We start from the raw sequence: 16,394 nt of genomic DNA on the forward strand, positions 1-16,394 counted from the left end.
AAGAGCGGATCGACAACGGAGGTGCCGCCGTGCCCGAGAACAGGACCCGTGTACGCCGTGACGTCGGCCGCTGGGTCGACGACGAGCTCCGCGACCGCTACTTCGCCGCAGCCGACGTGCTCCACGCGATGGGCGCCCCCATCCGTTCCGAGACGGACGTGGAGACCGGCTTCGGCACCACGCACGTGTACCGGTACGGGCCCGCCGATCCGGCGGCCGAGTCCCGCACCCCCGTCGTGCTGATCCACGGCGCCGGCTACTCCTCGGCCATGTGGTTCCCCAACACCCCCGGGCTCAGCCTCGACCGGCCCGTCTACGCCCTCGACACCCCCGGCGACGCCAACCGCAGCGTCCACCGCGAGCCCATGTGGCGGCCCGAGCACGCCGCCCGGTGGATGGACGAGGCCCTCGGAGCCCTGGGCCTCGACCGGGTCCACCTGGTCGGCTCCTCCTACGGCGGCTGGCTCGTCCTCAACCAGGCCCACCGGCGTCCCGAACGGCTCGCCTCCGTGACCGCGCTCGACCCCGGCGGCCTGGAGAAGGTCGGACTGCGCTTCTTCGCCTGGGTGTTCATCAGCCTCTTCGCGAGCTTCGCCCCCAAGGCGCTGCGCCCGCGCCTCGCCGCCTGGCTGGACCAGCCCGTCCTCGCCATCCCCGAGATGCGCGAGTGGATCCAGCTCGGCGCCCGCGCCTACCGCATCCGCCGGCCCGCACCCCTGCCGCTCACCGACGACGAACTGGGCTCCATCCGCACCCCGCTCTACGTCGTCATGGGCCGGCACAGCCTGCTCCTGCACCCGAAGCGCCAGCTGGAGCGCGTACCGCGGCTGGTCCCCGGCGCCCGCGCCGAGATCATCGCCGCCACGGGCCACGGCCCGCAGATCGACCACCCGGACGTGGTCAACGCCCGCATGCTGGCCTTCATGGACGACGCCGACACCCCGGAACGCCCCGCCGCCCTGTGACCGTCCGTCCGCCCCCTCGTTTGGCATCCACCAACGATCACGAGGCGGAGGCCGGGCATGACCCACCGACGGACGACCGATCCCAGGCGGCCCACCCTGGAGAACACCGAGGACGTACACGCCGCCGCCCGCTCCCTGGCCGAGGGCCGGGCCGTCGCGCACGGCTTCGGCAACTTCTACGCCCTGACCGCCCGACCCGACCGGGCGGTGGTGGAGCGGGTCAACCGGATGAAGGGCCGCCCGCCCGCCCAGGTCGCGAGCGTCACGACGGTACGCGAGCACATTCCCTCGCTCTTCGACTGGAGCCGGCTGCCGGCCGCCGTGCGGCGCCGGCAGGTCGAGGACCTGATCGAAGACCTCTTCACCCTCGGCCCCTTCGGATTCCGCGGCCCGGCCGCCACCCGGGTGCCGGGCCACCTCACCGCCACCCACGAGGGCGTGCCCACGGTGCAGCTCATCGCCCCCGGCTACCACTGCCCGTCCAACGACTTCCTCGCCGCGGCCCTGGACCGCACCGACGGCGACTTCCTCGCCGTCACCTCGGTGAACCCCTCGCGGCACCGGACCGGTACGGCGTACGAGCCGGCCCACTGGCGCGCCGACGGCGTCCTCGCCGACTTCGGCGACGAGCCCGGCGTCACCCTCCTCGCCCACCGCGACGAGGCCGCCGCCCGCCGGCGCCACCCCCACCACGCGACGGCGTCGACGACCGTCCTGTCGTTCCACCACACCACCGCCAGGGGCCGCTCGGGCCTCCCCGCGCTCACCCTGGAACGCCACGGCTCCCTCTCGGCGGCCCACACCCGGGCCGTGGCCGCCAACCACGGCTTCGCCCTCGTCGTCGCCCCCCGGGCCGCCGATCCGCTCCCGCCGCGCGCCTACGCGGACTGACTCCCGGCCCCCAACCCACGTGCCCGGCAACCCGGTTGGACGTGAAAGAAGTGCACCTGTGTACGCCGATGGTTGTATGGCCGGGGCGGCGGGCCGCTTCCTAGGGTGGCGCCCGTGATCAATCTCAGTGGGCAACTGATCGTCACCAGGCCGGCGCGGTCCTTGGACATCCGCTGGCACTCCCTCGCGGAGACCGCCCGCCTGTGCTGGCAGGAGGCCCGGCCGGTCGTCCAGGTCGCGTTCCTCCTGAGGTTCGCGGTCGGAGCCGTCTGCGCCGCGCAGCCGCCGCAGTCGCCGGGCCGCCCCGTACTCGGGCTGGCGTCCCTGTGGTGCGCCGTGGTCTGCGCGTACCTGCTCAACGGCGTCACCGACGTCCAGGAGGACCGGGTCAACGGCTCTTGGCGCCCGATCGCCCGAGGTGACCTCCCCGAGCGCACCGCGGCACGGGCCACGGTGCTGCTGGCCTGCGCCGCGCTCCTGCTCGGCGGGCTCGCCGGGCCGGGCGTCGTGGCCTGGACGGCCGCCTTCCTCGGACTCGGCTGGGCCTACTCGGCCGAGCCGGTGAAGGCCAAGTGCTCCAGCGGGCGCTGCGCGCTGGTGGTGTGCGGGCTCGGTCTGACCGCGTACGGGGCCGGGGTCGCGGCGTCCGGCGGCGGGTGGACCGCGACGGGCGCGCTGGTCGCCGGGGTGATGTCGGCCTGGATGGCGCTCGTCGGCGCCGTGGCCAAGGACCTGGGCGACGTCAGCGGCGACGCGGCCGGCGGCCGGCGCACGGTCGCTGTCGTCCGCGGCCCGGCGGCGGCCCGGGCCCTCGCGGTGGCCGGCGCCCTCGCCGTCGGCACGGCCGCGCCGACGCTGGCCCTGCTGTGGGCGGAGCCCGCGCTCGCGGCCGCCGTACCGGTGGCCCTGGGGGCGGTCTGGGTGGTCGTGCGGGTGCTGCGCGGCGCCCGCCGGGAGCACGCGGGCCGCGCGGAACGGCGCGGCGCCTACCGAGCGTTCATGGTCACCCAGTACGCCGCGAACCTCGCCGTGCTGACCGTCCCGTTCGTCCTCCGCGCCACCGGGTGAACCGGCCCGAGCGAACCGGCCCTCCGGCCCGGGCCCTCCCGTACCGCCCGGTCGCCCGGACGACTCCGGCCGCGCCGACCACCCTGACCGCGCCGCGCCCGCGGCGCGGTCAGCCGCTCTCCCGGAACGTCTTGTTCAGCGCCTGCACCCGGGAGCTGATGCCGAGCTTGCGGTACGCGTTGTGCAGATGGCGTTTGACGGTCGCCTCGGTGATCTCGAAGCGGCGGCTGATCTGCCGGTTGGTCAGTCCTTCCCGCACCGCCGCGAGGATCTCCCGCTCCCGCAGCGTGAGCAGTTCCAGGGCCTGCGGCTCCGGCTCCGCGCCGGGCGCGGCCGGAGCCGGCCGCGGTGGCCGGCCGCCGGCGGGGGGCGTCGGCCGCGCCGCCTCCTCGTAGCCGCGGATCCCCTGGTAGAGGCGGGCTCCGGTGACCGTACGGAAGACGGTGCTGATCTCCTGCTGCACCGCGTGCCGTTCCGCGGCCGGCATCAGGGCCGCCGCCCGCGCCACCGCCTCGCGCATCGCCTCCCAGAGCACCTCCGCCGCCCGGACCGACTCGGACACCGGGATGTCCTGCGTGACGCGGTGCGCCCCGAGCAGCCGCGAGTACTCCCCGCCCCCGGTCACCTCCGCCGGACGGCCCGTCTCCAGCGACTGCGCGCACTCCGCCACGATGTTCTGCGCCTGGTACCGGCACTGCCCCCAGGCGTCGTCGCGGAGGGCCAGCGGGCTGCCGAGCCGTCGCAGCTCCGCCCGGTAGGTCTCGATGACGGCGGGCGCGGCGTCACGCAGTTGCCGTGCGGCTGCCTGGCGGCTCAACTCGCGCCTCCCCTTCGGTCCGGCGGCTTGGACGCGCAGAACGTAGCACCCGCAAGATCCGAAGGAAAAGGTCGTCCGAGGGGTGAGAATGCGTCGGTCCGGCGCGCCCTCCGCCACGGATTTCGTGGTTCAGGGGACGCCGGACCGTTGGTTCAGCCGACTCAGGCCGTCCTGGCCCGCTGGGTGACCACGATGCAGGCGAGCACGACCACCGCCGTCAGCGGTACGGCCGCACCGATCTCCTCACCGAGCAGCAGCACCGCCCACACCAGGGTCAACAGGGGTTGCGCGAGCTGGAGTTGACTCGCCCTGGCCACCCCGATGAGCCCCATGCCCTTGTACCAGACGACGAACCCGCCGAACTGGGAGACGGCCGCGATGTACGCCATCCCGACCAGGGCCTTCGCCGTCAGGTGCACCGGCTCGTGCGGCAGCGCCCACACGGACACGGCGAGGTTGACCGGGGCGGCCAGGACCACGCCCCAGGCGATGACCCGCCACCCCGGCATCCGGGCGGAGAGCCGCCCGCCGAAGGCGTACCCGGCCGCGCAGACGACGAGGGCGCCGAAGAGGAAGAGCTCGGCGACCGTCGGCTCCCCGTGGCTCTGCGTGAGCGTGAACGCGATGACGGTCGCCCCGCCGGTCAGGGCCGCGGCCCAGAAGACCTTCGAGGGGCGGCGCCGGGTCAGCACCGCGGAGAACGCCGCCGTCGCCATCGGCAGCGCACCGATGACGATCGCCGAGTTCGCCGTCGACGAGGTCTGCAGCGCGAGCGTGGTGAGCAGCGGGAAGCCGACCGCGCAGCCGCCGGCCACGACGGCCAGAGCGGGCCAGTCCCCGCGGGCCGGCAGGGGCGCCCGGGTCAGCAGCAGGGCCGTCCCCGCGATGACGGCGGCGAGCACGCCGCGCACCCCGATGGCGCTCCACGGACCGAACCCGTCGAGGGCCCACACCGTGCCGGGGAAACTGAAGGAGAAGCTCAGCACGCCGAGGGCGGCGTAGAGGGTGCCGCGCGGCACGACGGAGGCGGGAGCGGCGGGCGCGGGCGCACCGGCGCCGGGCGCGTCGGCCGCGGCGGCGGGAGCGGCGGCCGGCGCCGGGGCGGTCGGAGTCTGTCGGGTAGCCATGGTCATCCGTTCTTGCGGTCTCGGGTGATGTCTTCCAGCCGTGCGGCGAGGGCGCGCGCGAACCGGGTCGCGGAGCCTTCCGCGAAGGGCATGCTCAGCGACGGTTCGCACACTTCGAGTTCGAGGAGCACGGGCCGGCCGTCCCCGTCGCGGATGAGGTCGACGCGGCCGTAGAGCAGCGGCCGCTCCAGTTCCAGCCGTGCCACCACCGCCCGCAGCGCCGCCGAGGCGACCGCCCGTTCGTCCTGGGCGGCGTCCCGCGCGGTGCGGGCGTCCTGCGTGGGGACGTCGACCGTACCGTCGGGCAGGAGCAGCGCCCGCTTGCGGATGGCGTGGCTGTACGCGCCGTCGAAGTAGATCAGGTCGGTCTCGCCGTCACGGTCGACGGCGTCCAGGTAGGGCTGGATCAGCGCGTCACAGCCCTGCCGGAGCAGCTTGGCGATGTGCCGCACCGCCTCGGGCTCCTGCGCGCGGGAGTACCGCTGCACGTCCCGGGAGTACGCGCCCACGGTCGGCTTCACCACGAACTCGGCGGAGGCCGGGTGCCGTTCGAGGAAGGCGCGCAGCGCGTCGGCCGGCTCGGCCCCCGGGGCGACGAAACTGCTCGGCACGACGGGCACCCCCGCCGCGTCCAGATCGCCCAGATAGCTCTTGTCCAGGTTCCAGCGCACCACCGGGAGCGGGTTGAGCAGGTGCGTCACGGCGGTGACGTGCTCGCACCAGCGCAGGAAGCGAGGCAGCTGTTCGACGTAACTCCAGGGGGACCGCAGCAGTACGGCGTCGAAGGACCCCCAGTCGATGTCCGGGTCCTCCCAGCTGCATATCTCCGCCCGTACTCCGGCCGCCCGGCACGCCTCCAGCAGCAGCGGCATGTCGTGGTCGATCGGCAGGCTGGTCGTGTCGGTGGCCAGGGCCACGTGGTTGCCCATAGGTGTGCTCCATTGATGTGCCGGGATTACCAGGGGACGGTTTCGCCGCGGTGCGTGTACGTGCCGGTGGGGCCGTCGTCGCCGAGCAGGGCCATCGCCGCCCCCGTGCGCGCGCCCTCCGCGGGCGTGAGGTCCCCCGCGCCGTCGTTCAGGCCGGTCCGGGTGTAGCCGGGGTGCACGGCGTTCACCTTGACCGGGGTGTCGCGCAGTTCGTAGGCGAGGTGCACGGTCCACGAGTTGAGGGCGCTCTTGGAGGCGCTGTAGGCCGGCAGCGACTTGAACGTGTCGCTGTGGGCGTACGAGGCGGGGTCGCCGTGCGTGCCGACGGAGCCCAGCAGGCTGGACAGGTTGACCACGCGTCCCGCCGGGGAGCGCCGCAGCAGGGGCAGGAAGGCCCGCGTCACCTCGACGACCGCGAACAGGTTGGTGTCGAAGGTCCGGCGCCACCGTTCCAGGGGCTGCTCGGACGGCTTCCTGCCGTACTCCTCGACGCGGATCGCGGCGTTGTTGACGAGGATGTCGAGGCGGCCGTACGACCGCTCGACCTCGGCGGCCGCGGCACGGATGCCGTCGCCGTCGGTCACGTCGAGGACCAGCGGCTCCACCGGGAGACCGCTCCCGCGCAGCTCCTCCACCGCAGCCTGGACCGCCTCGCGGTCCCGGCCGGAGAGGAGCACGCGGACGCCCTCGGCGGCGAGCAGGCGCGCCGTCTCGAAGCCGATGCCGCGGTTGGCTCCGGTGACCAGGGCCAGCCGGAAGGGATGGGGGGACATGTCGGACCTCCGCAGGACTAGAGCGTGGTGAGGAACTTCGCGACGGGCAGGCCGAAGCGGTCGGTGTCGACGAGGAAGGCGTCGTGGCCCTCGTCCGACTCCAGGGCCAGGAACCCGGCGTGCGTACCGCCGGCGCCGAGCCCCTCGGCGATCTCCCGCTGCTGTCCGAGCGGGAAGAGGATGTCGGTCTCCACCCCGATCACCAGCGCCTTCTCCAGCCGGATCCGGGCCAGGGCCTCGGCGGTCGCCGATCCGCACGACTCGCCCAGGTCGAAACGGTCCATGCAGCGGCTGAGGTGGAGGTAGCTGTTGGGGTCGAACCGGCCGGAGAACCTGCGGGCGTGGCGTTCGAGGTAGGCCTCGACCTCGAACTCGGGGCCGAAGGGCCCGGCCTGCGCGCGGCGCTCGGCCGGGATGCGCCCCCGGCCGAACCGTCGGTCCCATTCCCGGGCCGAGCGGTAGGTCGTCATGCCCAGCTTGCGCGCCGTGAGCATGCCGCGGTGCGGATAGTGCTCCGTGTCGGGACCGGCGTAGCGGCCCCCGTTCCACCGCGGGTCGAAGCGGATCGCCTCGCGCTGGAGGGAGCGGACCGCGGTGGCGAACGGCAGCGACGTCGCCGCCCCGCAGATGTTCAGGTGGGCGCGGGCCAGCCCCGGGTGCCGGGCCAGCAGGGACAGGGCGCTCATCCCGCCCATGGAGGCGCCGATGACGCAGGCCAGCCGCTCGATGCCCAGGGCCCGCACGGTGTGCGCGGCGGCGTCGGCGATGTCCTCCATCGACAGTTCCGGGAAGTCGGGCCCGTACGGGGCCCCCGTCGCGGGGTCCACGGACGCGGGCCCGGTCGAGCCCTTGCAGCTGCCCAGCGCGTTCACGCAGATCACGTACCAGCGGTCGGTGTCCACCGGCTTGCCCGGGCCCACCATGGCCTCCCACCAGCCGGGCGCCGGGTCCCCGGGGTGGGAGGCGACATGGCTGTCGGGGGAGAGGCCGGTCAGTACCAGGACCGCGTTGTCCCGTTCGGGGGCCAGGCGCCCGAGCGTCTCGTACGCGACGCGCGCACCGGCCAGGGTCCCGCCGCGCAGCAGGGGGAAGACGCCGGGCAGGGCGCTGAACCGGGCGGCCGGCGGCACGAATTCGGTGCTCACGTCAGTTCCCGGCGTCCGGTCCGGAGCCGAGCGACGCCAGCCACTCGTCGTCCGACCCCTCGTTGACGCCTTCCATCAGGAAGGTGGACAGGTACCTCTCCCCGGTGTCCGGGAGCATGGCGAGCAGCACCGACCCCTCCGGGGCGGTCTCCGCGACGCGCAGCGCGGTGGCCAGGGTGGCGCCGGCGGAGATGCCGGCGAAGATGCCCTCCTGCGCGGCGAGCCGGCGGGAGGTGTCCCGTCCCACCGTCTCGTCGACGGTGACCAGTTCGTCGATGACCCGGTCGTCCAGCACGCTGGGCACGAAGTTCGGCGACCAGCCCTGGATCCGGTGGACGTTCCACTCCCGCTTGCCCAGGATGGCGGCGTTCTCCGGCTCCGTGGCGACCACCCGCACCCCGGGGCGGGCGGTCTTCAGCATCTGCCCGACGCCGGTGAGGGTGCCGCTGGTGCCGAAGCCGGTGACGAAGTAGTCCAGCCGCCTGCCCGCGAAATCGGCGAGGATCTCCGAGGCCGTGGTCTCCCGGTGGTAGGCCGGGTTGGCCGGGTTGTCGAACTGCCGGGCCCGGAACCAGCCGTGTTCCGCCGCGAGTTCGTCGGCGATCCGGTTGCCGCCGCTGCTGCCGAGCTCACCGGGGAAGAGGATCACCTTGCCGCCGTACGCCCGGATGAGCTGGCGCCGCTCCCGCGAGTAGGTGTCGCCCATGACGGCGACGAACCGGTAGCCGCGGGCCGCGGCCACCATCGCCAGGGCGATGCCGACGTTGCCGGAGGTGCACTCGACGATCGTGTCCCCGGGCTTCAGCTCCCCCCGGGCCTCCGCGTCGAGGACGACGGAGAGCGCGAGCCGGTCCTTCACCGAGCCGCCGGGATTGAACGCCTCCACCTTCACGTACACCGTGGTGTGCGCGGGGGCGAGCCGGTTCAGCCGGACGATCGGGGTACGGCCGACGGTGTCGAGGATGCTGTCGTACAGGGGCATGGGGGATCTCTCCAGGGCGGCTGGTGGGAGCAGAACGGGAGTTTGACGACAGGCCCTAGCGGCCTGCGAGGGCTTCGACCGGCCCGAAGACGGGGGCGACGATGTCGAGGATCACGGCGACGGCCCGCTCGTTGAGCGCCTCGTCGGGGGAGGCGTCGAACTCGGCCAGCTCCACGCCGAGCAGCCGGTCGGCCGGGATCGTCTCGAAGACGGTCCGGATCTGCTCGGGGAGCAGGCCGTCGGGGACGGTGTAGTCGGCCGGCACATGGCCCGGTTCGAGCACGTCCCAGTCGATGTGCACCCAGACGGGGCGGTCGCCGATGGCGTCCAGGATGGTCTCCGCCGTCGTCTCGGCGGGCGGGACGACCCGCACCCCGGCCGTCGCGATCAGCTCCGCCTCGCCCTCGTCGATGTCCCGGGCGCCGACCAGCACCGCCTGCGAGGCCGGCAGTCCGCCCCCGTGGCCGCTGTCCCACAGGCCGCACGCGGCGGAGAGCACCATCCCGCCCAGGTAGCCGGTGCCGGTGGCCGGCGTGTTGAAGTCGCCGTGGCCGTCGATGTAGAGCACCACGGCGTCCGGGACCTCACGGGCCACCACCGGCAGCGTGCCGATGCTGGCGGGGCAGGTGTTGGAGACCAGGACCGTCCGGCGTCCGGCGCGGATGCCGTCCCCGACCGCGCGGCCGAGTGCCCGCAACTGGCCCTCGGCCTGCGGGAGGCTGACGCTCCAGTCGTCGACGGCGGCCGGCGCGGGTTCCCCGATCCAGCGGCCGGTGAGTCCGTACCGCTCCTCCAGGGCGCGCGCGAGCCGGGCCGCGCCCTCGATCATGCGGGGCTTCCGGTCGGCCACCCGGCCCTGGGAGACGATGAGCTCGATCATGGTCAGGAGGTCCTCTGCGTGTCGTCGTCGGCGTGGTGAGGGAAAGGGCAGGCGTCGGTCCGCCGGGCGTTCTCCTCGATCAGGCCGTACTGCTGCCATTCGAGGGCACCGATTCCGTAGGAACCCAATTGCGGGGCGTGCGGGACACCGTCGTAGCGGTGTATTCGGCCGCGAATGTTGGCGCGCACTTTCCGTCCGCTCGGAGTGTCTCCGGCGAACACGTCGAACCGCTCCCGCGGATTGACGACCAGAACGAAGGAACGGCCGAGGTTCCGGCTGCGGCGGACCCGGTGCGCGGGGCTGCTCATATTGCAGAAGAGCGGCATTCCGTCGAAGCACATGGACCAGGTCTCGTCGTCGGGACGCGGGGCGACCCCGGCGGGCCAGGGCGCGGGGTCGGCCCGGTGCAGCTCCCGCAGGACGTGCCAGCCGAAGGCGTGGTGCTCCTCGACCGAGTCCCCGGGCACGGCGTCCGGCGCGAACACCACGACCAGCGGATACGCGGTGTCCAGCTGTCCGTCCCAGTCCCTGGCCCGCTCGACGTACTCCCCGAGGGCCCCCGCCAGGTGCCGGATCCCGTCCGCCCCGCCGTCCGCCACGAAGACGAACCCGAGGAGCTCCTTGCGCAGGGCGTTCCGGGAGAACACGCAGGGGAAACCCGGGTCGGCGATCCGTGCGGTGATCTCCTCGACCGCCGTACGCTGCCAGCCGTCCCGGAATTCTGCCGTCCGAGCCTGGGAAACAATTGCTGTGGTGTGTTGCGACGTGTGCACCGAGCCATCCGTTTCTGCGGTTACGGGCTGTGGCGGTGGCCATCGTGGCCCGTGGAATCGGGCCGCCGCAACGGAGGAAAACGAAAGGCTGAGGAAGGGTGTAATTCCCGTACACCCAAAGGTGTAGGCGTCATGCCTGCCGGAAAACGAAGAAACCCCCAGGCGTCGCGTACCTGGGGGTTTCGAAACGGAGCGGAGGACGGAGGACGGGAACCGTACCCGTGGCACAAGCGCGGGGGTGACCCGGGGCGGGCCGGGCCCGCGCCCCCGGGCCGTCCTCCGGCCGGTCGCCTCACACCTGCTGCGGGGGCGTGCCGGCTTCGGCGGCGCGGCGGTACTCGGCGTTGATGCGCTGGGCCTCTTCGAGCTGGTCCTCAAGGATGATGATGCGGCAGGCGGCCTCGATCGGGGTGCCCTGGTCGACGAGTTCCCGGGCGCGGGCGGCGATGCGGAGCTGGTAGCGGGAGTAGCGGCGGTGGCCGCCCTCGGAACGCAGCGGAGTGATCAGGCGGGCTTCGCCGATGGCGCGGAGGAAGCCCTGGGTGGTGCCGATCATCTCGGCGGCTCGGCCCATGGTGTAGGCGGGGTAGTCGTCGTCGTCGAGACGGGCGTACGAGTCGTCTGCTGTCATTTGCACCTCTCCGTGACACGCATAGAGGGGCCCTGGCGCCAGTACCGGCACCAGGGCCCTGAAGGAACTACTACACCACCTGCCGGCCCTGATGAAGCGCCGGCCTTCTGTGTCCGCACACCCGGCCCGGTAGCTGCCGTCGGTGCGGGGATCGCGGTTGCTCGACCGAAGACCACCTCGCTATCGATGTCCTGCGGTACCCGGACCTGAGACTTCCGCCCGGGCGATCCCGATGGCGCCGCGTTCCTCCGTTCTTCTACCGTCTCTCCTGGTTACGAAAGAAAACATAGCCCGACCGACGGCCTATGTCTACTGTGGCCGCGATAGATTTTCGTGTTCCCGGACGGTAGATGGAGGGTGGCCTGCGCGCCCCGGTCGTTCTTCCCACCCGGCAGGACGACCTGTGGACGGGGGCGAGTGCCCCGTAGGATCGGGTTCCATGTCGAAGATTGACGAGCTGCTCGTTGACGTCGCCAAGCTGGTGGAGTCCGGGCAGAGCAACCAGATGTCCCTGACCGTCGTGACCGGGGGCGCTGTCATCACAGGTCGGCTGGCGCCCGAAGCGGTGTGGCGGCAGCGGGTCTCGGAGGTCCTGGCGGACTCCGACCGGCTGTCCGAGTTCGCCGCCGTCTTCGCCACCCCGGCGGCGAAGGACGGTCCCCCGGCACACCTGCACTTCCACCTGGCGCGGATCCTCCAGGGCACGATGGGGATCCCGGAGACGGGCGGGATGTACCGCGTCTCGATCGCGGACATCAGCGCCTGGACCATGGGCGACGTCAGCTACTCCGACCGCTGACACCGCCTTCCCCCCCCCAGGATCCGCCCACCGACGCACGAGAGGACCCGGCCGGCAGTGCCGGCCGGGTCCTCCCGGCTGCCCGGGCGCCTGCCCGTGTCCCCCGGGGACGGCGGTCAGGCCCCCGGACCGCCGAGCGCCGCGGAGGCGCGCCGGAAGGGCCCGAGGTCGCGAGCGGGCGCGCCGCCCTGCGGGAGGCCGCGACAGGTGAAGCCCAGCCTGGTCATGGCGCGGACGACTTCACCGGCGGTGAAGTCGCGGCGGTCCTGGCCGGTGATGACCTGGCCGACCTGCTTGACGGGGTAGACGCGGCGGCCGATGGTCACGGACGCGCCGAGGAGTTCCTCGGGTCTGACCCCCTTCATGGATTCCAGGACGCCGGGCTTGGTGAGGTCGAAGGGGAAGCGGGCGATGACACAGCGCACGATGCCTCACAGGGAAGAAGGAAGCGAAGAGGGGCGTCCGGAAGCCGTGGAGGAGGCGGACGGCTTGCGCCCGGAGAGGTCGCGCAGCCGGAGCCGGTCCGTGTAGGCGGGGCTCTCACGGGCGGCGGTGAGCTGGGCCCCGGTCACCAGGCCGGTGCACTGCTCGTCGCTGTCGCAGACGCGCAGGTGACCGGTGCGGGCCCCGGCCATGACGGCCAAGGCCACTTCGACGGTCATGTCGTCGCAGACCTGGGGTGCGGCCGGCTCCGGGGTCGGATGTGTGGAACGGGACTGCGTGCGGAACGGCGTCACAACGTGCCTCCTGGGGGACGGGCGGCCTACCTGCCATGTCACGCTCGGGCAGCCGTGCCGGCGGGACGCCGCCGTGCGGCGGTGCGCGGGAACGCCGGGACGGGACCGCGACGGCCGCGGACGACAGGACCGCGCCCGCGCTGCTCCGCGGGCGGTGCGGTGATCTCCACGGGAATGCCGGAGGGGGTGCGCGCGCCCGTGATCCGGGCGAGCGCGTCCTCGCCGGAGCGGACCCGGGTGGTCTCGGGCGCGATGCCCGCGGCCGTCATGAGGCGTGCCACGGCGCGCCGCTGGCCGGCGGTGACCAGGGTGACGACGCTGCCCGACGCGCCCGCTCGCGCGGTACGGCCGCCGCGGTGCAGGTAGTCCTTGTGGTCGGTGGGCGGGTCCACGTTGACGACGAGGTCGAGCTGGTCGACGTGGATTCCGCGGGCCGCGACGTTCGTGGCGACCAGAACGGTGACGTGCCCGTTCTTGAACCAGGCCAGGGTGCGGGCGCGCTGCGGCTGTGACTTCCCGCCGTGCAGCGCCGCTGCCCCGACGCCGAGGCCGAGGAGGTCCTCGGTGAGGCGGTCCACGGCGTGCTTGGTGTCCAAGAACATGATCACCCGGCCGTCCCGCGCCGCGATCTCGGCGGTCAGCCTCTGCTTGTCGGCGCCCTGGACGTGCAGGACGTGGTGCTTCATCGTCGTGACCGCGCCCTGGGAGGGATCGACGGAGTGGACGACGGGGTCGGTCAGGTAGCGGCGGACCAGGAGGTCGACGTTGCGGTCCAGGGTCGCGGAGAACAGCATCCGCTGGCCCTCGGGCCGGACCTGGTCCAGCAGTGCGGTCACCTGGGGCATGAAGCCCATGTCGGCCATCTGGTCGGCCTCGTCCAGCACGGTGACGGCGACCTGGTCCAGCCGGCAGTGGCCGCGGTCGATCAGGTCCCCCAGCCGCCCGGGGGTGGCCACGACGACGTCGACGCCGCTGCGCAGCGCGTTCGCCTGCCGGCCGATCGGCATCCCGCCGACGACGGTGGCCAGGCGCAGCTCCACGGCGCGCGCGTACGGGGTGAGGGCGTCCGTGACCTGCTGGGCGAGCTCCCGGGTCGGGACCAGGACCAGGGCCAGCGGCTGCCGGGGCTCGGCGCGCCGCCCGGCCGTACGGGCGAGCAGGGCCAGCCCGAAGGCGAGCGTCTTGCCCGAACCCGTCCTGCCGCGGCCCAGCACGTCGCGTCCCGCGAGGGAGTTCGGCAGGGTCGCGCCCTGGATGGGGAACGGGACGGACACACCGTGAGCGGCGAGCGCGGCCAGGAGACGCCCGTCCAGGGGAAGGCCGGCGAAGTCCTCGACCGGAGGCAGTGCCGGGGTGACCGTCCTGGGCAGGGCGAATTCTCCCCGTACCGAGGCCGGCCGCCCTTCGTTTCCGCCCCACCGGCGGCCGTTCGTGCGTAGGGGGTTCATTCAGAACCTTTCGTGATACGGCACGTGCCGAGGAATTCCGACGGCGGCTGAGCGCGTCGAAACCGCGGGAACCGGCTGAAGGGCCCGCGGTGATGCGAGTGCGCGGGGAAGTCCCGGGAAATGAATACAGCTGGGGCCCGCACCCCGAAGGATGCGGGCCCCAGCTGCGTATGACGCGTCAGTGTCAGGCGGGAACGATGTTCTCGGCCGTCGGGCCCTTCTGGCCCTGCGCGATGTCGAAGGAGACCTTCTGCCCCTCCTGGAGCTCGCGGAAGCCCTGGGCGGCGATGTTCGAGTAGTGGGCGAACACGTCAGGGCCGCCACCGTCCTGCTCGATGAAGCCGAAACCCTTTTCCGCGTTGAACCACTTCACGGTGCCAGCAGCCATGTCATATCTCCTTGGGGCAGTGCAGCGGAGTCCGCACGTCGCGGATTCCGTGTCGCCGCGATGATTCCCTGCCCGGAAGAGACCGGAATGCAAAGCACTTCCGTGCGGCATGAAGCCGGCGGGGCGCCTGGAATTTTCGGGTACCAAAACTGCAACTGATTCGACAGTAGCACGCCGATGCGGCCCGCACGGGTTCCGATTTCTGTTCCCGTGTCGCGCCGATAAAAACTCTCCCCGGGTTGCCACCCAAAACCTCTGCCCGCGAACACAGATATGCGCACAAACGAAAAAGGCCCAGGTCGTCGACCTGGGCCTTTGTTCGAGAGCGGATGACGGGAATCGAACCCGCGCTATAAGCTTGGGAAGCTCATGTTCTACCATTAAACTACATCCGCAGGGTGGGCCAGCTGCCTGGATCCCTACCGTTGCACACTGTACCCCATGATCGACCCCCGGTGAATCCACCCGCCGGGTCGGCGTCCTCGCGGTGGGGCACCAGGCGTCCCGCGGGCGGGAGTTGGGGCGTACCTTTGGGGGGCGGAGCGGCGGCTGGAGTGGGTCTTGTTCATCCCCTAATGTGGCGATTCATCGCAGTACGGCTCGTTGGGGAAAGGGACTCGATGGAGCACACAGTCGTCCGTTGTGCCGAAGGGCACGTTTTCAGCACCGCCTCCTTCCCGCTGCAGCACCTCGGTGCCGGCCGGATCGGTCCGGGGCGGCTGCTGCGGTGTCCGCGGTGCGCGCGTCTGCGGCACGCGGTGCCCGTGGGCGGCGTCAAGCGGTAGGGCCGTCACAGACGGCTTTCCGGGCGCGCGGGCCCGCTCTCGATTGGGGGCGGCCCGCGCGCTCTGCGTATCCTCGGGACGTGCTTCTCTCCGACAAAGACATCCGGGCCGAGATCGACAGCGGACGGGTTCGCATTGACCCGTTCGACGAGTCGATGGTGCAGCCCTCCAGCATCGACGTACGCCTCGACCGGTTCTTCCGGGTCTTCGAGAATCACCGCTACGCGCACATCGACCCCGCCATCGAGCAGCCCGACCTGACCCGCATGGTCGAGCCCGAGGGCGACGAGGCCTTCATCCTGCACCCGGGTGAGTTCGTCCTCGCGTCGACGTACGAGGTCATCTCGCTCCCCGAGGACATCGCCTCCAGACTGGAGGGGAAGTCCAGCCTGGGCCGCCTGGGTCTGGTGACGCATTCGACGGCCGGGTTCATCGACCCCGGCTTCTCCGGCCACGTGACCCTGGAGCTGTCGAACCTGGCCACCCTGCCGATCAAGCTGTGGCCGGGCATGAAGATCGGGCAGCTGTGCATGTTCCGCCTCAGCTCGCCCGCGGAGTTCCCGTACGGCAGTGAGCGGTACGGCTCCCGGTACCAGGGGCAGCGCGGGCCGACCGCCTCGCGCTCCTTCCAGAACTTCCACCGCACCCAGGTGAGGCACGAGGCATGAGCGAAGTACGCGAGACCCTGACGTACGAGGCGTTCGGCAGCGCCGTCCGCGAGCTGGCGCAGACCATCGCCGCCGACGGCTTCGAGCCGGACATCATCCTCAGCATCGCCCGGGGCGGGGTGTTCGTCGCCGGCGGTCTGGCCTACGCGCTGGACTGCAAGAACATCCACCTCGTGAACGTCGAGTTCTACACCGGTGTGGGCACCACGCTGGAGATGCCGGTCATGCTGGCGCCCGTGCCCGAGGCGATCGACTTCACCGACAAGAAGGTCCTCATCGCCGATGACGTGGCCGACACCGGGAAGACGCTGAAGCTCGTCCACGACTTCTGCCTCGGCCACGTCGCCGAGGTGCGCTCCGCCGTGATCTACGAGAAGTCCCACTCGCTCGTGAAGTGCGAGTACGTGTGGAAGAAGACCGACGACTGGATCGAGTTCCCGTGGTCCACGGAGCCGCCGGTGGTCAAGCGCGAGGGCCAGATCCTCGACGCCTGAGACCCGGAACGCGGAAGGGGGGGGGGGGGCCGCCCCGCGGGGGGGCGCGGGGGGCGGGGGCGCGGGAGTCTCGTGTTGTGCCTGTTGGCGGGGG

At 72.2% G+C, this 16,394-nt stretch carries 18 protein-coding genes, 1 tRNA gene and 1 pseudogene; 6 read left to right on the forward strand and 14 right to left on the reverse strand.

Annotation, left to right across the window (positions count from 1 at the left end):
• The first annotated feature begins 29 nt into the window (after positions 1-29).
• The 3 genes from WDV06_RS18485 to WDV06_RS18495 all read left to right on the forward strand — a co-directional run bounded on the left by WDV06_RS18485 (position 30) and on the right by WDV06_RS18495 (position 2,924).
• Positions 30-965, forward strand: coding sequence for an alpha/beta fold hydrolase (locus WDV06_RS18485; RefSeq protein ID WP_395510860.1), 936 nt, complete (start codon positions 30-32; stop codon positions 963-965).
• A 57-nt stretch (positions 966-1,022) separates the two neighbouring features.
• Positions 1,023-1,856, forward strand: coding sequence for a hypothetical protein (locus tag WDV06_RS18490; protein ID WP_395510861.1), 834 nt, complete (start codon positions 1,023-1,025; stop codon positions 1,854-1,856).
• A gap of 114 nt (positions 1,857-1,970) precedes the next feature.
• A complete protein-coding gene (locus WDV06_RS18495; RefSeq protein ID WP_395510862.1) occupies positions 1,971-2,924 on the forward strand; it encodes a UbiA family prenyltransferase in 954 nt (317 codons plus the stop codon).
• Positions 2,925-3,033: 109 nt separating this feature from the next.
• Here the strand turns inward: WDV06_RS18495 and WDV06_RS18500 are convergent, their stop codons facing one another.
• The 9 genes from WDV06_RS18500 to WDV06_RS18540 form a co-directional block, all read right to left on the reverse strand.
• A complete protein-coding gene (locus WDV06_RS18500; protein WP_395510863.1) occupies positions 3,034-3,741 on the reverse strand; it encodes a response regulator transcription factor in 708 nt (235 codons plus the stop codon).
• A gap of 161 nt (positions 3,742-3,902) precedes the next feature.
• Positions 3,903-4,868 (reverse strand): DMT family transporter, encoded by a 966-nt coding sequence (locus WDV06_RS18505; RefSeq protein ID WP_395510864.1) that lies wholly within the window; start codon positions 4,866-4,868, stop codon positions 3,903-3,905.
• A gap of 2 nt (positions 4,869-4,870) precedes the next feature.
• The gene (locus WDV06_RS18510; RefSeq protein WP_395510865.1) at positions 4,871-5,797 is read right to left on the reverse strand and encodes an ATP-grasp domain-containing protein; all 927 of its coding nucleotides are present in this window, start codon (positions 5,795-5,797) and stop codon (positions 4,871-4,873) included.
• Between the two features lie 26 nt (positions 5,798-5,823).
• The gene (locus WDV06_RS18515; protein WP_395510866.1) at positions 5,824-6,570 is read right to left on the reverse strand and encodes an SDR family oxidoreductase; all 747 of its coding nucleotides are present in this window, start codon (positions 6,568-6,570) and stop codon (positions 5,824-5,826) included.
• A 17-nt stretch (positions 6,571-6,587) separates the two neighbouring features.
• Positions 6,588-7,715 carry a homoserine O-acetyltransferase MetX gene (gene metX, locus WDV06_RS18520; protein WP_395510867.1) on the reverse strand — a complete coding sequence of 376 codons (1,128 nt, stop codon included), beginning with the start codon at positions 7,713-7,715 and terminating at the stop codon, positions 6,588-6,590.
• A gap of 1 nt (position 7,716) precedes the next feature.
• On the reverse strand, positions 7,717-8,697 hold the full coding sequence (gene cysK, locus WDV06_RS18525) for a cysteine synthase A (protein ID WP_395510868.1): 981 nt from the start codon (positions 8,695-8,697) through the stop codon (positions 7,717-7,719).
• Between the two features lie 55 nt (positions 8,698-8,752).
• A complete protein-coding gene (locus WDV06_RS18530; protein ID WP_395510869.1) occupies positions 8,753-9,577 on the reverse strand; it encodes an arginase family protein in 825 nt (274 codons plus the stop codon).
• 2 nt (positions 9,578-9,579) lie between these two features.
• Positions 9,580-10,350 (reverse strand): YqcI/YcgG family protein, encoded by a 771-nt coding sequence (locus tag WDV06_RS18535; protein WP_395510870.1) that lies wholly within the window; start codon positions 10,348-10,350, stop codon positions 9,580-9,582.
• Between the two features lie 292 nt (positions 10,351-10,642).
• Entirely contained in the window at positions 10,643-10,981 is a 339-nt protein-coding gene (locus WDV06_RS18540) for a MerR family transcriptional regulator (protein WP_395510871.1), read from the reverse strand.
• A 439-nt stretch (positions 10,982-11,420) separates the two neighbouring features.
• On the opposite strand from WDV06_RS18540, the gene WDV06_RS18545 reads away from it, so the two are divergent.
• Positions 11,421-11,780 carry a hypothetical protein gene (locus tag WDV06_RS18545; RefSeq protein ID WP_395510872.1) on the forward strand — a complete coding sequence of 120 codons (360 nt, stop codon included), beginning with the start codon at positions 11,421-11,423 and terminating at the stop codon, positions 11,778-11,780.
• A gap of 116 nt (positions 11,781-11,896) precedes the next feature.
• Here the strand turns inward: WDV06_RS18545 and WDV06_RS18550 are convergent, their stop codons facing one another.
• The 5 genes and pseudogenes from WDV06_RS18550 to WDV06_RS18570 form a co-directional block, all read right to left on the reverse strand.
• On the reverse strand, positions 11,897-12,205 hold the full coding sequence (locus WDV06_RS18550) for an SCO5918 family protein (protein ID WP_395510873.1): 309 nt from the start codon (positions 12,203-12,205) through the stop codon (positions 11,897-11,899).
• Positions 12,206-12,274: 69 nt separating this feature from the next.
• Positions 12,275-12,517: pseudogene (locus WDV06_RS18555) on the reverse strand (CBS domain-containing protein); the annotation flags it as partial.
• A 38-nt stretch (positions 12,518-12,555) separates the two neighbouring features.
• A complete protein-coding gene (locus tag WDV06_RS18560; RefSeq protein WP_395510874.1) occupies positions 12,556-13,965 on the reverse strand; it encodes a DEAD/DEAH box helicase in 1,410 nt (469 codons plus the stop codon).
• A gap of 184 nt (positions 13,966-14,149) precedes the next feature.
• Entirely contained in the window at positions 14,150-14,353 is a 204-nt protein-coding gene (locus WDV06_RS18565) for a cold-shock protein (protein ID WP_042817427.1), read from the reverse strand.
• A 324-nt stretch (positions 14,354-14,677) separates the two neighbouring features.
• Positions 14,678-14,748, reverse strand: a tRNA-Gly gene (locus tag WDV06_RS18570).
• Between the two features lie 470 nt (positions 14,749-15,218).
• Here WDV06_RS18570 and dcd point away from each other — a divergent pair.
• Both dcd and WDV06_RS18580 read left to right on the forward strand, forming a co-directional pair.
• On the forward strand, positions 15,219-15,806 hold the full coding sequence (gene dcd / locus WDV06_RS18575; protein WP_007265045.1) for a dCTP deaminase: 588 nt from the start codon (positions 15,219-15,221) through the stop codon (positions 15,804-15,806).
• A complete protein-coding gene (locus WDV06_RS18580; protein ID WP_395510875.1) occupies positions 15,803-16,300 on the forward strand; it encodes a phosphoribosyltransferase in 498 nt (165 codons plus the stop codon). The genes dcd and WDV06_RS18580 overlap by 4 nt, the downstream gene beginning before the upstream one ends.
• Positions 16,301-16,394 lie beyond the last annotated feature (94 nt).

This window comes from Streptomyces racemochromogenes (genome assembly GCF_044129415.1).
GTDB lineage: Bacteria > Actinomycetota > Actinomycetes > Streptomycetales > Streptomycetaceae > Streptomyces > Streptomyces racemochromogenes_A.

Coding starts and splice junctions, on each gene's coding strand:
- WDV06_RS18490 (WP_395510861.1), top strand. CDS start 1,023: ATGACCCACCGACGGACGACCGATCCCAGGCGGCCCACCCTGGAGAAC.
- WDV06_RS18505 (WP_395510864.1), bottom strand. CDS start 4,868: ATGGCTACCCGACAGACTCCGACCGCCCCGGCGCCGGCCGCCGCTCCC.
- WDV06_RS18510 (WP_395510865.1), bottom strand. CDS start 5,797: ATGGGCAACCACGTGGCCCTGGCCACCGACACGACCAGCCTGCCGATC.
- WDV06_RS18515 (WP_395510866.1), bottom strand. CDS start 6,570: ATGTCCCCCCATCCCTTCCGGCTGGCCCTGGTCACCGGAGCCAACCGC.
- cysK (WP_395510868.1), bottom strand. CDS start 8,697: ATGCCCCTGTACGACAGCATCCTCGACACCGTCGGCCGTACCCCGATC.
- WDV06_RS18530 (WP_395510869.1), bottom strand. CDS start 9,577: ATGATCGAGCTCATCGTCTCCCAGGGCCGGGTGGCCGACCGGAAGCCC.
- WDV06_RS18540 (WP_395510871.1), bottom strand. CDS start 10,981: ATGACAGCAGACGACTCGTACGCCCGTCTCGACGACGACGACTACCCC.
- WDV06_RS18545 (WP_395510872.1), top strand. CDS start 11,421: ATGTCGAAGATTGACGAGCTGCTCGTTGACGTCGCCAAGCTGGTGGAG.
- WDV06_RS18560 (WP_395510874.1), bottom strand. CDS start 13,965: ATGAACCCCCTACGCACGAACGGCCGCCGGTGGGGCGGAAACGAAGGG.
- WDV06_RS18565 (WP_042817427.1), bottom strand. CDS start 14,353: ATGGCTGCTGGCACCGTGAAGTGGTTCAACGCGGAAAAGGGTTTCGGC.
- WDV06_RS18580 (WP_395510875.1), top strand. CDS start 15,803: ATGAGCGAAGTACGCGAGACCCTGACGTACGAGGCGTTCGGCAGCGCC.